This is a genomic window from Sideroxydans sp. CL21 (assembly GCF_902459525.1).
GTDB lineage: Bacteria > Pseudomonadota > Gammaproteobacteria > Burkholderiales > Gallionellaceae > Sideroxyarcus.
This window is the reverse complement of the sequence record NZ_LR699166.1, coordinates 943,234-956,612: the sequence shown is the minus strand read 5'-3', so window position 1 is coordinate 956,612 and position 13,379 is coordinate 943,234. Positions and strand designations below refer to the sequence as shown.

General features: G+C 52.8%; 11 protein-coding genes. 4 read left to right on the top strand and 7 right to left on the bottom strand.

The window, feature by feature from the left end:
* The first annotated feature begins 17 nt into the window (after positions 1–17).
* On the top strand, positions 18–215 hold the full coding sequence (locus QOY30_RS18105) for a ferritin family protein (RefSeq protein ID WP_502958706.1): 198 nt from the start codon (positions 18–20) through the stop codon (positions 213–215).
* Positions 216–344: 129 nt separating this feature from the next.
* Here QOY30_RS18105 and QOY30_RS04600 read toward each other — a convergent pair whose 3' ends face one another.
* Complete coding sequence (locus QOY30_RS04600; protein WP_283743456.1) at positions 345–1,178, bottom strand: ice-binding family protein; 834 nt, start codon at positions 1,176–1,178, stop codon at positions 345–347.
* A gap of 395 nt (positions 1,179–1,573) precedes the next feature.
* On the opposite strand from QOY30_RS04600, the gene QOY30_RS04595 reads away from it, so the two are divergent.
* Positions 1,574–2,569, top strand: coding sequence for a hypothetical protein (locus QOY30_RS04595; protein ID WP_283743455.1), 996 nt, complete (start codon positions 1,574–1,576; stop codon positions 2,567–2,569).
* Between the two features lie 133 nt (positions 2,570–2,702).
* On the opposite strand, the gene QOY30_RS04590 is transcribed toward QOY30_RS04595, so the two are convergent.
* Positions 2,703–2,945 carry a hypothetical protein gene (locus QOY30_RS04590; protein WP_283743454.1) on the bottom strand — a complete coding sequence of 81 codons (243 nt, stop codon included), beginning with the start codon at positions 2,943–2,945 and terminating at the stop codon, positions 2,703–2,705.
* A 285-nt stretch (positions 2,946–3,230) separates the two neighbouring features.
* On the opposite strand from QOY30_RS04590, the gene QOY30_RS04585 reads away from it, so the two are divergent.
* On the top strand, positions 3,231–6,875 hold the full coding sequence (locus tag QOY30_RS04585; protein ID WP_283743453.1) for an EAL domain-containing protein: 3,645 nt from the start codon (positions 3,231–3,233) through the stop codon (positions 6,873–6,875).
* On the opposite strand, the gene arfB is transcribed toward QOY30_RS04585, so the two are convergent.
* The 5 genes from arfB to QOY30_RS04560 all read right to left on the bottom strand — a co-directional run bounded on the left by arfB (position 6,872) and on the right by QOY30_RS04560 (position 11,939).
* Positions 6,872–7,285 (bottom strand): alternative ribosome rescue aminoacyl-tRNA hydrolase ArfB, encoded by a 414-nt coding sequence (gene arfB / locus QOY30_RS04580; protein ID WP_283743452.1) that lies wholly within the window; start codon positions 7,283–7,285, stop codon positions 6,872–6,874. The two genes, QOY30_RS04585 and arfB, sit on opposite strands and share 4 nt — an antisense overlap.
* Before the next feature lie 96 nt (positions 7,286–7,381).
* On the bottom strand, positions 7,382–7,597 hold the full coding sequence (locus QOY30_RS04575; RefSeq protein ID WP_283743451.1) for an RNA-binding S4 domain-containing protein: 216 nt from the start codon (positions 7,595–7,597) through the stop codon (positions 7,382–7,384).
* Positions 7,597–9,237, bottom strand: coding sequence for a peptide chain release factor 3 (locus QOY30_RS04570; protein ID WP_283743450.1), 1,641 nt, complete (start codon positions 9,235–9,237; stop codon positions 7,597–7,599). The genes QOY30_RS04575 and QOY30_RS04570 overlap by 1 nt, the downstream gene beginning before the upstream one ends.
* A 310-nt stretch (positions 9,238–9,547) precedes the next feature.
* Positions 9,548–9,877: a DUF4156 domain-containing protein gene (locus QOY30_RS04565; protein WP_283743449.1), complete on the bottom strand. Its 330-nt coding sequence runs from the start codon at positions 9,875–9,877 to the stop codon at positions 9,548–9,550.
* Positions 9,878–10,193: 316 nt separating this feature from the next.
* Entirely contained in the window at positions 10,194–11,939 is a 1,746-nt protein-coding gene (locus QOY30_RS04560; RefSeq protein ID WP_283743448.1) for a methyl-accepting chemotaxis protein, read from the bottom strand.
* A gap of 810 nt (positions 11,940–12,749) precedes the next feature.
* Between QOY30_RS04560 and QOY30_RS04555 the strand changes: the two genes are divergently transcribed.
* The gene (locus QOY30_RS04555) at positions 12,750–13,379 is read left to right on the top strand and encodes an MEDS domain-containing protein (protein ID WP_283743447.1); all 630 of its coding nucleotides are present in this window, start codon (positions 12,750–12,752) and stop codon (positions 13,377–13,379) included.

Genomic DNA, 13,379 nt, shown 5'->3' with positions numbered 1-13,379 from the left:
TTTTCCTCACGGAATAACTGGAAGCCATTGACTGGTACAACCAGCGCGCCGATGTTTGCAAGGACAGGGAACTCAAGGCGATCCTGATACACAACCGGGACAACGAGAAAGAGCATGCGTCCATGTTGCTGGAATGGATCCGGCGCAACGATCCCAAGTTCTCAAGCGAATTGAAGGACTGTTTATTCACCAAGAAAAGCATTGCAAAGCTGTAAATTCTGGACCCGCCACGACAAAAGGCCGTCTGCTACATGGCAAGCTTTGACTGTGCGGCATGAAACTGCTATCAGTCACTGCTTGTTGCGACGGCCTTTATCATTACTTCACAACCGGCACTTCATCGCTTACGGAACTGTGATCGTGTTCTGATTGAGCGTCACGGCACTTTGCGCCAGCAGTCTGCCGTTCACCTTTGCACCCGCCTGCAGATTGATCGATGTCTGCGACAATATCACTCCCTGCATGAGTGCGGTCGTTCCAATATCCACTGCGCCCGCAACCTGCCAGAACACATTCTTGGGTAACGCACCTCCTGCCAGGATGACTTGCGTTGCGGCAGACTGTGTTAACCCTTGCGCAAACTGGAACACCCACACGTCCGTTGCCGTGCCGCTGAGTGTGATACTCGTTGGTATGGTAACGCCGTTGGCACAGGTGTAGACGCCAGGCGCAATGGTCAACCCACTCATAATGCCAACCCCCGGACACGATCCTCCCGCCTTGCCGGCGGCAGCGGTATAAGCAGTCTGCATGTCGCCAACTGCCGTCGTCAGATTGACTGACGTCGTCCCGCCCACATTGTCGGCCGCATATAACCTTCCGGGTGCTGCAACTTGAGCAGATGAAAAAGAGGTATCCGTCGATTCGGATATCAGTGACCATCCGGTCAGAAATGTCCTCGCGGCCGGGCTCAATCCGATATTCCCGGTTACCACAGAATTGGGAACGGTTGAAACGCCTGTTTTTGCCAGAATCACGTAATTGGCCGCCGTTCCAAGAGGCACGCAACTCGCTCCCACACAAGCCGTCCCCACCGGACCAGCACTTGCAGGACCGGCGGCCGCGGCCGACACACTCCCTCCACCACTTCCGTCCATCCAGCATCCAGTTGTCAAAGCAGTCATCAGCAATGTCATTGTCCACGTCAGTGGCTTGAAAATGAATTTAGTTTTGTACATGTTTGTTTCTCCCGAAAGACGAAATCTCGAAATGAGATCTTGTTGGCCAAATGCGATCCTTTGCAGTGACGTTCCTTTACGCCGCGCGTCAAGGTAGGGTCTTTATCCCCTTCTGTCGGAAAACTCTCTGTTCGCTATCGCTCATATGGCCCACAATTGCATGCCGGATCAAATCCTTTCTCATTTATTTCGACGCGCGGCTGTCTCTGATTTTGATCATTACCCTCTCACTGTATGCAAACGCACATACAAAAACTGATCCCTGCTATAGCTTCTGTCTTGCGAAAAATCATCGAGAAGCAATAGCGTGATTGCACTTGCAATACGGCTGGGTGTTCACCGGGCGAATAGTTTGGTACCTCCCGTTGAGATTATGTCTATACCAGAAGAGAATCATGACGCTTCAATCCACCGTACTAACCGGAATTCTGTCTCTGTTGTCATTGGGTGCACTCACCATGTTTCCGGGATTGGCGTTTGGAGATGATTTTGTCGGCCCGCCTGCTCCTCCCCCGATTCCCGATAGAAGAAACAAGCTGGATAACTCCCGCGATTATCTGTCCGATGAATTCGTCGACTTCGTCAGCTATGTCGACCGCTTCTTTGGCAGTGATCGCAATTATCAGGATGCAAATGACAGTGTGATGCAACTCGATATCATGCGGGTATCGGGATACGGCGGAAATCGTTCGTTCGTCTTGTCGGCCAGAGCAAATGTACATCTGCCCATTGCGGAAAGAAAACTTCACCTGTTGCTGGAAACAGACCCGGACAAGAATGCGACTGTCAACCCGAGGCAGACACTGTCGCCACCTCTCGCGCAACCCTCCAGCCTGCAGAGCTATGCTGCTGCCTTGCGCATAGAGGAAGTCGCTGCGGAGAAATGGCATTTCAATTTGGACGGGGGCCTGAAATTCGCCGGACTTAATACGGCGCCCTTTGCACGTACAGGAGCCGTATTGGCAGTCCCGTTGGATCTGTGGCGCGTGAGGTTTTCAGAAACTGCGTACTGGTTCAATACAACAGGCGTAGGCGAAACCACCGAACTCGATCTGGACCGCCCTATCAGCGAACCCGTCTCGTTCCGCTCCACCAGCGTTTCGGTTTGGCTCGACAGGACACAATATTTCGATATGCGTCAGGACCTGACAGTCTTCCACAAACTGGATGAGCGCACTGCCCTTATGTATCAGGCAAGCGCCTTCGCGGTGAGTCGCCCGAATACGGTGGTGACAGAATATGTCGTCTTGATGCTATATCGCTATCGCCTGCACCGGGAGTGGATGTTCTTTGAAGTGAGTCCGCAACTGCATTTCCCAAGAGCGCTCAACTTTCATAACAATGCGATGCTCAGTTTGCGACTCGAAATGCTGTTCGACGGAACCCAATAATGTTCGCGGGCGGCGCCCACCGTGTTCACAATTCGGGAGACTGTTATATCTCCGCTCACCGGCCTAACAAACAAGAAAAAACGGGCATGGTCTGCGACCATGCCCGTTTAGGGTTGCGTGTATTGTTCTGTCGTCAGGCTTTGACGTTGATGATAGCGCCTACCGTCTGACCGCTGGTATTCACTGTAGGTTTGGGCTGAGTTTGGGGCTGAGTTTGGGGCTGAGCTTGAACACCGGCTGCAGCGGCCTTTTTGGAGTCATCACCATCGTTATCGTTTTCCACCTCACCGGCCCGCTCAGCCTGGGTTTGCGGCTGCGGCTGAACTTGTGACACATAACTGCTGCCTGCATTTGCATTGGCCGGATTGACTGCCATGTGTATCTCCTTATTTGTCTGGAATGGACACTATTCCACGTGTCTACATCCTATGATATCGGCAAAAATCAGGACAACTTTAATCATTTTTAAATCCCACAAATTAAACATGGGATATTTATTCGTAATAAAAAGTGCTTCATGCGTGACAACGCAAAAGTCTTCGAAACACAAAGGTGTAAAATTCACCAATAGCTCTATAAATAGACACTGTCGGTCGACTAAAGCTGCAAAACACTGCAAAGACACGACGTGCAGCAGGCAGGAGAAGGGTGCTTCACCGGTATGTTTCGTGCATTTCAAAATCTCAGTTTAAAAATCAAGGTGACCGTGTTCACCCTGGGCCTGTTCCTGCTCTCGATTGCAGTGATTACTTACCAGTTTTCGATCCATCTTGAACAGGAGATGGAGGTATCGTTATCCAACCAGCAGTTTTCCGAAGTCTCATTTGTTGCAGAAAGCATAGACAGCGCAATCAGGTTGCGCGTCGACTCGCTTGCTTTGGTCTCCAGTTCGATTACTCCGTCAATGATGGCAGATCGGAATCGCATCTCTTCCTTCCTGGAAGAGCGCAGAACCATCAATTCACTTTTCAATCTGGGGCTCATCTTGATTTCCAAAGACGGGCATGGCATTGCCGATTTTCCGCAGATTGAAGGAAGGGGGAATGCAGACTTCAGCCAGACCGATTTTTACCGCCAGGTAATGACAACGGGAAAGCCTTCTTTCTCTAAACCAAGTTTCGGGCGCTTCGTAAAAGAACCGCATCTGGTCATCGCGGTGCCCATCTTCGACAACCACCACCACATCAGTGGAGTGTTCGCAGGCGTCACCAGCCTGGGCAACAACAAACTTTTGAGCAACTTCGACACCAAGTCACACCCCTATAGCAGCGCCTACCTGGTCATCTCTCCCCGCGACAACCTGTTCGTCATCGACACCGACAATCTGCGTACCTTGAAGCCTCTCCCTGCCCCGGGCATCAACAAGATGCATGACCGCTACATGAACGGTTACGAAGGTTCCGGTATCACGGTCAATGCCTATGGCGTCGAAGAGCTCACGTCGTCCCGGCACATTCCCAGCACCGGCTGGTTCGTAGTGGCTCGCCTGCCCACCTCCATGGCGTTTGAACACATCGCGCACATCCGCAACGAAGCAATTGCCACCGCCAGCATTGTTTCCCTGTTCACCATCGTGCTGCTCTGGCTGTTCTTGCGCCACGAGCTTTCTCCCCTGTCGCGTTCAGCCGAGCTGGTCGAACAGCTTGCCAACAGCAAAATTTCTCCTTTGCGCCACATTCCGCTTGAGGGAAGCCCGGAGATTCGAAAGATGCAGGCAAGCTTCAACCGATTGCAGGAAAGGCTCCTGAATGACGAAGTCGACCTGCTTGCAGATAAGGCGTTGTATCGCTCGATGTTCACCAACAACTCGGCAGTCAAGCTGCTGATCGATCCCAGGGACGGCATGATCGTGGATGCCAATCCCGCCTCGGCAAACTATTATGGCTGGCCGGTGAAGGAATTGCGCAGGATGCGCATCACCGACATCAACACCTTGAAACCGGAATTGTTGAAACATGAAATGGAGCTCGCCATGCGCGAACAGCGCCAGTTTTTCCGGTTCCAGCATCGCCTGGCCTCGGGTGAGGTGCGCGATGTCGAAGTACACTCCGGACATGTGGAATACCGCGGCAGGGATTTGCTTTATTCCGTCATCAACGATGTCACCGATCGTGAACAGGCGCTGCAGCGTGAACGGATACGCAGCGAAGTGCTGGAAATGCTGGCTCGCGGCGGTGAATTGAGCGAGATACTCAAAGCCATCGTGCATCAGGTAGAGTCCGAACAACCTCAGGTGCTGTGTTCCATCCTGCTACTGGACAAGAATGACAAGCATCTGAACATTGGCGCAGCACCAAGTTTTCCCGATTTTTTCAACAAGGCCATGCAGGGTTTTGAAATAGGTGCCGGACGCGGTTCCTGCGGCCACACTGCCGCCACCGGCGAACGCGCCATCGTCTCCGATATCCAGCATCATCCCAACTGGGCGCCATACAGAAAATTGGCGAGCCAAGCCGGTTTTGCCTCGTGTTGGTCCGAACCCGTATTCTCATCCAAAGGAAAGATACTGGGCACGCTGGCGCTGTATCAGCGCCAGGTTGCTTCGCCGGATGCAGCTCAGACTCTTCTCATCGAGGAGATGGCGAAGATCGTCGGCATCGCGGTCGAACGCAAGCTGGACGAGGAAGATCTGCAACTTGCCTCCACCGTATTCCAGACCAGCTCTGAAGCGATCGTCATTACCGATGCGAACAACAAGATCATCGCTGTCAATCCGGCTTTCACCCGCATCACGCAATATGATGCCGCCGAAGCGGTGGGGCGCGATCCCAAGCTGCTCAGCTCGGGGCAGCAGGGAAAAGAGTTCTATCGCGCAATGTGGTCTACCATCGAGACCTTCGGCAATTGGCAGGGCGAGATCGTCAACCGCCGCAAGAACGGCGAGATATTTTCAGAATGGCTGACCATCAACACTGTGCGCGACGAGAACGGTGCAGTGCGGCAACGCATCGCCATCTTCTCCGACATCACCGACAAGAAGCGCAGCGAGGAAATCATCTGGCGGCAAGCCAACTACGACGTGCTCACCGGACTGCCGAACCGCCGGTTGTTCCATGACCGCCTCATGCAGGAACTGAAGCGCGAAGAACGCGAACAACATTCCCTTGCGCTGATGTTCATCGACCTCGACCATTTCAAGGAAGTGAACGATACGCTGGGACACGAGGCTGGCGACAATCTGCTGGTCCAAGCCTCCAAGCGCATCGCCGGATGCATCCGCGAATCGGACACCCTGGCACGGCTGGGCGGCGACGAGTTCACCATCATTCTGCCAAATCTGTCGGATCCCAAACGCTTGGGCATACTGGCCGACACCATCATCCAGATCATCGCCAGACCGTTCATGATCGGCGACTCGACCGCCTATGTCTCCGCCAGTATCGGCATCACGTTGTACCCGCAGGACGCGGACAACCTGACTTCGCTATTGAAAAATGCGGATCAGGCGATGTACGTTGCAAAGGGCAAGGGGCGCAACCAATACAGCTACTTCACTTCGTCCATGCAGGAAGCCGCACAGACCCGTTTGCAACTCAGCAACGATCTGCGGAAAGCGCTTGATGGCGGGCAGTTCGAAATCTACTATCAACCCATCATCGACCTGGCTACCGGGCAACCCGCCAAGGCCGAAGCACTATTGCGCTGGCATCACCCCAGACTCGGCCTGGTCAGCCCCACCGTATTCATTCCGCTGGCTGAGGAAATCGGCCTGATCAACAGCATCGGCGACTGGGTGTTCCGTCAGGCCGCGCTCAAGGCCAAACAGTGGTGCTCCAACAATAGCCGCCCTTTGTCTGCCATGCAGATCAGCGTAAACAAGTCGCCGCGCCAATTCATCACGGGCGAAAGCAATCTTGGCTTGCTCGATTGGCTGCGTGCACTCGATATCCCGCCAAGCTGCATCGTGGTGGAGATCACCGAAGGGTTGCTGATGGACGACCGTGCCGAGGTGCAGGAAAAGCTGCTGGCCTTCCGCGACGCGGGCATCCAGGTCTCGCTCGACGATTTCGGCACCGGCTATTCGGCGATGTCGTATCTGCAACGCTTCGACATCGATTACCTGAAGATAGACCAGTCCTTCGTGCGCAACATGGTGCAAAACCCCGGCGATCATGCCATCGCCGAGGCGATCATCGTCATGGCTCACAAGCTCGGCATGAAGGTTGTTGCCGAAGGTGTGGAAACTGTGGAGCAAAGGGATTTGCTGGTGGCGGCCGGGTGCGACTTCGGGCAGGGATATCTGTTCGCCAAACCGATGCCGGCAAACGATTTCGACCGTTATCTGGGAAACAGCGTAACTGTTTAGTCGTTCACCCGGCCGCGCAAGGCTTTGGTTTCTCCGCGTCTGACTTTACTCTCCAGACGTTTCTTCCTGGCACTGCGGGAAGGCCTGGTCGCAACGCGCGGTTTCGGTTTCACGGCGACCGACAGCAACAGGGCTTTCAGGCGACGCAATGCTTCAGTGCGATTCTGCTCCTGGTTGCGGTATTCCTGCGCCTTGATGATGACCACGCCGTCCTTGGTGATGCGCTGGTCGTTGAGCTGCAGCAGACGTTCCTTGAATTCCTGCGGCAGAGATGAAGCGCCTACATCGAAACGCAGATGCACCGCACTCGACACCTTGTTCACGTTCTGACCGCCCGCGCCCTGTGCGCGCACCGCGGTCAGTTCGATCTCGCGTTCGGGAATGATGACGTTGTGGGAGATATATAACATGGCCTAATTTTTAGGAAACTTCAATTGGACATCAAGACATCCACATTCCCTCTCCCGCCTGCGGGAGAAGGGAGAAGTATTCCCGAACAGCCCTATTCACCCCAACACCTGTATCAGCACATCGCCCAGCGTCACCACCTGCCCTGCATGAATCTTGGCGGTCTTGCGCAGTTCAACCTGACCGTCAACGGAGACCACACCCTCTGCAACCAGCGCCTTGCCTGCCCCGCCGCTGTCGCACACGCCGGTGAGTTTGAGCAGCTGGTTCAGCTCGACGAACTCGCCGCGCAGTTGGAATTCGATTTCCTGCATCACAATTTCACCGCATGTTCGCGCGTCGTATGGAACACCACTTTCGGCCAGCGTTCCTGCGTCAGCTTGAGGTTGACGTTGTTCGGCGCGAGATATGCCAGGTTGCCCGCCGCATCGATCGCGAGGTTGTGCGACAGCGCCTTCTCGAAATCGGCCAGTATCTTCTTGTCGTCGCAGGTGACCCAGCGTGCGCTGGTGGTGCTGGTTCCCTCGAACATCGCATCCACGCCGTATTCGCCCTGCAAACGGCTGGCAACCACGTCGAACTGCAGCATGCCGACCGCGCCCAGGATCAGGTCGCCGCCGTCCACCGGCTTGAACACCTGCACTGCGCCCTCTTCGCCCAGCTGCTGCAGTCCCTTGTGTAACTGCTTCACCTTGATCGGGTTGCGAATGCGCACCGAGCGGAAGAAGTCCGGCGCGAAATAAGGAATGCCGGTGTACTGCAGCACCTCGCCCTCGGAGAAACTGTCTCCGATCTGCATGTTGCCGTGGTTGGGCAGGCCGATGATGTCGCCCGCGTAGGCCTCTTCCACCTGCTCGCGGCTGGAGGCCATGAAGGTCACCACGTTGGACACGCGTATCTCGCGGTTGATGCGCAGATGCTTGATCTTCATGCCGCGTTCGAAATGACCGGAACACACGCGCAGGAAGGCAATGCGGTCGCGGTGGTTGGCGTCCATGTTGGCCTGGATCTTGAACACGAAGCCGGAGAATGCCTGCTCGTTGGGATTCACGACACGCGCCGTGGCGTCGCGCGCAATGGGAGACGGCGCCCAGTCCAGCAGCGCATTCAGGATTTCGCGCACCCCGAAGTTGTTGATGGCCGAGCCGAAGAACACCGGCGTCTGCTGGCCGTCGAGGAAACGTTGCAGGTCGAACGGGTGCGATGCGCCGTGCACCAGTTCCACCTCCATCTTCAACTGTTCGATTTCCAGTGGGAAGCGTTCGGCCAGGATAGGGTTATCGATACCCTTGATGACCTCAACTTCACCGTCAGCCTTTTCTTCGCCCGGCGTGAACAGCAAAATTTCGTCGCGTAGCAGGTGATACACGCCGCGGAAGGTCTTGCCCATGCCGACGGGCCAGGTCACCGGCGCGCACTGTATCTTCAGCACCGACTCCACCTCGTCCAGCAGCTCCAGCGGATCGCGCACCTCGCGGTCCATCTTGTTCATGAAGGTGATGATGGGCGTGTCGCGCATGCGGCACACATCGAGCAGCTTGATGGTCTGTGCTTCCACGCCCTTGGCCGCGTCGATCACCATCAGCGCCGAGTCCACGGCGGTGAGCACGCGGTAGGTATCTTCGGAGAAATCCTGGTGGCCGGGTGTGTCGAGCAGGTTCACCACATGGTCACGGTATTCGAACTGCATCACCGAACTGGCGACCGAGATGCCGCGCTGCTTTTCGATCTCGAGGAAGTCGGAGGTGGCATGGCGACCGCTCTTGCGCGCCTTCACTGCTCCCGCCAGCTGGATCGCGCCAGAGAACAGCAAGAGTTTTTCCGTGAGCGTGGTCTTGCCCGCATCGGGGTGGGAAATGATGCCGAAAGTACGGCGCCGCGCCACTTCGCGCGAGATCTGGTCGCGCGGAACGGCTGCGGGTTCTTTCAGAGTCTGTTCTGTATCAGCTGACATGGTGCTTGCCTGTGAAAAAGGCCGCAAGTCTAATGGCTTGGAGGGGGAATGTCTAACCGGGTTTTCGGGTAAAGCCAGCCAGGCGCAGGCGATCTGTTGATTTGCTCCACACCACCCCACGGCACCGTGATTGATGCCGATACGCCATCAGGTCGCGGGCGATGCAACTGAACTCAACTCACATGACCATAAGATAGTCGCGAATAGCTTCTTTGCAGCGACGAAAACCAGGAGCAGACTTCAGTTATCCGCCGGGAAAACAGCAGTCAGCGAGCGTGGCAATATGGGCAGGCCATCGCCACCAATCAAATCACGGCCGGCATTTGTACAACTTGAAAGTTCGCTTGCCGTACTCGGACGAATCACCCTTAACAACCGTGTCTGCACCTGCATCAACAGCCTCATTGCGTGCCAATTGATACAAATTTGCTTCTACATCCTTTTCAATTCGATATTTGGCAAAGACGCTAACGATGACTGAACCCTTGGACTGACAGCTGGCAACCTGGTTTGCTTCCGCCAGCGTCACTTGATCTGCTCCTTCGTGAACCCCGATGAGGATGTTGTTTGCACATCCGCTCGACCCGGCAATCAGTGGCACGATGACAACGATGGCTAATATTCCTTTTGAAAACTGCATGGCAAACTCCTGTTAGTCGCTTCAAAAATCATTAAATCCGATATGCGTGCCGGACGGCAACGCCGATAACCAAAATGCACGCCCAGAGAATCGCGGCGCACTTTATAGCAAATTGGGCGGAGGCATTGGAAAAAAATTGAATGACTGAATGGGTTGGGTTATACATGTCTCGGGTGGCTGCTATCATGCAGTCCGCTGACTATGTATGATTGCCGAAGCGGACATAAGCGTGTGCTGTCCAGTTTTCTGCGGACCTCCGTTAAAGTTTGATTCTGAATTATGGGGGGGATCTAATATGTAGCTCTTTACTATTTCGCTAAACCACTCTGAAATTTGCTGCGAGTTGTCGAAGATGGGCAGTAAGCTCTTCTAAACGCTTCGCAGATTCATTTGTCTGGCGAGCTTTACCCGCCAGTTTTTCTGTCCCTTGGGAGATTTCTTCTATCCTAACTGCAATATCCCGGGTGGCAGTTGCCTGTTCGGATAACCCGCCCGCGATCCCATCAACAACTTGAGTCACAGACGTCTGATCAGTGCGGATCGACACCATTGATTCGGCAGCATTACGAGACAAAGTGACACCTAAGTTTACACGTTCTACTCCATTTTCCATCGCCATAACCACTCCGTGGGCCGCGTTCTGAATATTACTGATCATTTGAGTGATCTCTTTGCTTGAACGATTTGTTTTTTCTGCCAGCTTGCGCACTTCGTCTGCAACTACCGCAAACCCTCGGCCCTGTTCTCCAGCCCGCGCAGCTTCAATTGCCGCATTGAGCGCAAGCAGATTCGTTTGATCAGCCACCTCACTGATTACTTTCACGATGCTGGATATTTGATTGCTAATTTGCTCAAGTGAGCGCATCTCACTTGCAGTCGTCTGAACTGATGTCGCAATGTCTTGTATCGATGTTGCGATCTTATCGATCATTGCAGCAGAATCAATTGCCTTACTTGATGTTGTTTTCGTGATTTTATAGGCTTCACTCGCATGCTCCTCGACCTGGTCGATAGACACAGAAAGTTCTTCAACCGCTGCTGCGATGCTTGTAGAACTTTCTGATTGGCCATTCGCCACCTCAGCACTTTCAGCCGCCACATTGCGAAGCTCCCTGGAGTCCACAGCTAGTTTTTCGAGACTGGTACCCAAATCGCCAATCAATTCCTGAAGATTATTGCGCATGATGGTGATTTGCGCGACCAGGTGTCCAATCTCATCACTGCCTTCCAGCGGAATTGCACTGGTCAAATCTCCATCCGCGATTAATTGGGCGATCGCTTGGGTGGAAGCAAATCCGCGCTTCAAACGCAAAAATACCATAACACCTATTACCAGACTGATCAGGCCGCCCACCAGGGCTGCACTCAATATGGTGATTCCTACACTTAGCTGGACTGCTGATGTGTTGTATTTTTCTGCCACTGCATGTTGAATATTGACCACTTGAACATTTGGCAATAACGTCTCATTCTGAACCGCCAACAGGGTTTCATGCGCATTGGTCAAACTCAAATACGCCATGCTGATACTTATCAAGAATACAACGCTCGCTATTCCTCCCATTAGAAGCATGCGCTGCGAAATCGTTATTCTCTCGGCCCATAACTTTATGTTGGTCCAGGTGCCTTTTTGAAATACTCGCCCCTCATGCAAAGTAATTCCGTTATCGGCGCGCATTTGCGCGTAAAGAGCTTCGGCCGAAGTAATCTCAGCTTTAGATGGTGCTACTCTTACTGAACGGTAACCACCATTACTGTGAGGATTGACGTTGGCTCGTACCCAATAATGATCGCCATTTTGACGACGATTCTTTACCAAACCACTCCATGGACGACCTCTTTTCAAAGTTTCCCACAAATCGCGGAATGCCTCCGCGGGCATATCGGGATGACGGATTATATTGTGTGGTTGATTGATAATATCCTTTTGCGCAAATCCAGCGGCCGTGTAGAAATCCTCATTTGCGTAATCGATTTGTCCTTTGGCATTGGTACGAGAAACCAATACGGAACCTGACTTTAACGAATACTCCCGCTGAGTGACTGGTTGATTATTCCTCATGGAAACTCCTTTGTGATGTTCGCTAAGACATAGAGTTCAAAATGAGACTTCCTATTGGAACCCGACTTGCGTGTCGAATTGAAAATTTCCAGATCCGAGGCGAGATCTGGAGGTGGGATATTCCGGGAAGGTATTAGCAAATCCATCAACAATGCTGTTGACAAAATGGCAGGCAAATCTGACGACTTTCTTTCGGCCAGAATTATTGGCGCAGATCGCATTTTTATTACCTCCCTGAAACTATTCCAAATGCACTGATATTTCATATCGCACATTTGTTAACAAGCCATAGTGAACTTAAGCTTGTATATATTTTTATAATTCTGCTATGCCTATCGGCATTTAATCTTGATAACTTAGGAGCAACCGTTAGATTTCGCAACACCCAAACGTACATTTATGCACGAAAGCGTTATATACAGAATATTTGAGCGTGCTGTGTAAAATAATCGTTAATTTCAATGAAAGATTAAAGTTTGATCTTCGAAAGGCAGGTTTAGAATGCGGAACAGAAGTTAGCTGGTAAGTATGAAGGAAGGTCGCTGTGCAACTGCGTTTTCAACCGATCGCGGCTGCCCGTTTTGTGGAGGATAGTTTGGCAAGATCAAGCTCCGGCTAGCATCAGTGATGGACAGCCAGGTGAATTACAAGGACGTACCAATCCGCGGCCAAGACTAAGCATCGCTTAGGCTAGCTCCCCAATGCTGCCGTTATGTTTTTCGATGCAACAGGCAATTATTGAACGACAGACTTCGTATTGTCGGCTGAGCTTGTTAAGCGGCATTTTAAAGCTTTTAAGGAGCATTAAAAATGAATAATACCGAACGCAAAGTATCGATGGGCTTTACCGCAGAACAATTCCCAGCCGGGACTCACATGTGTTACATCTACAATGATGACAAAGAACGGAAAGAGTTAATCGCAAGGTTTCTTGAAAGCGGCCTGAATGGCCATGAGAAAGTCGGCTATTTCGTCGACGTGTTATCTCCCAATGAAATGCGCGCACAATTTCGCGATCTCGGTGTGCATTTGCCACCGGAAATGGATGAGCGCGACTTCTCAATAATTTCAGCGCAGGAAGTATATTGCCCAAATGGTATGTTTGTTCCGGAGGATATGCTACAAACGCTACGTTTGGCGTACAAGAGAAGCTGCGACGAGGGTTTTTCGGGTGCGCGCGTAAGTGGCGAGATGTCATGGGCACTGCGGGGGATGCCAGGTTCCGAGCGGTTAATGGAATACGAAGCGGAGGTCAATACAGTATTGCAAGAATATCCGGTGACCGCCATCTGTCAATATGATGCTCGCCGTTTTGATGGAGCCATGATTTTCGACGTACTTAATGTTCACCCGATGATGATAATTCGCGGGCAAGTGGTACGTAATCCTTATTACATTGAGCCTGAAAGGTTCTTCGCTCACCATCAGCCCTGCTGCTGA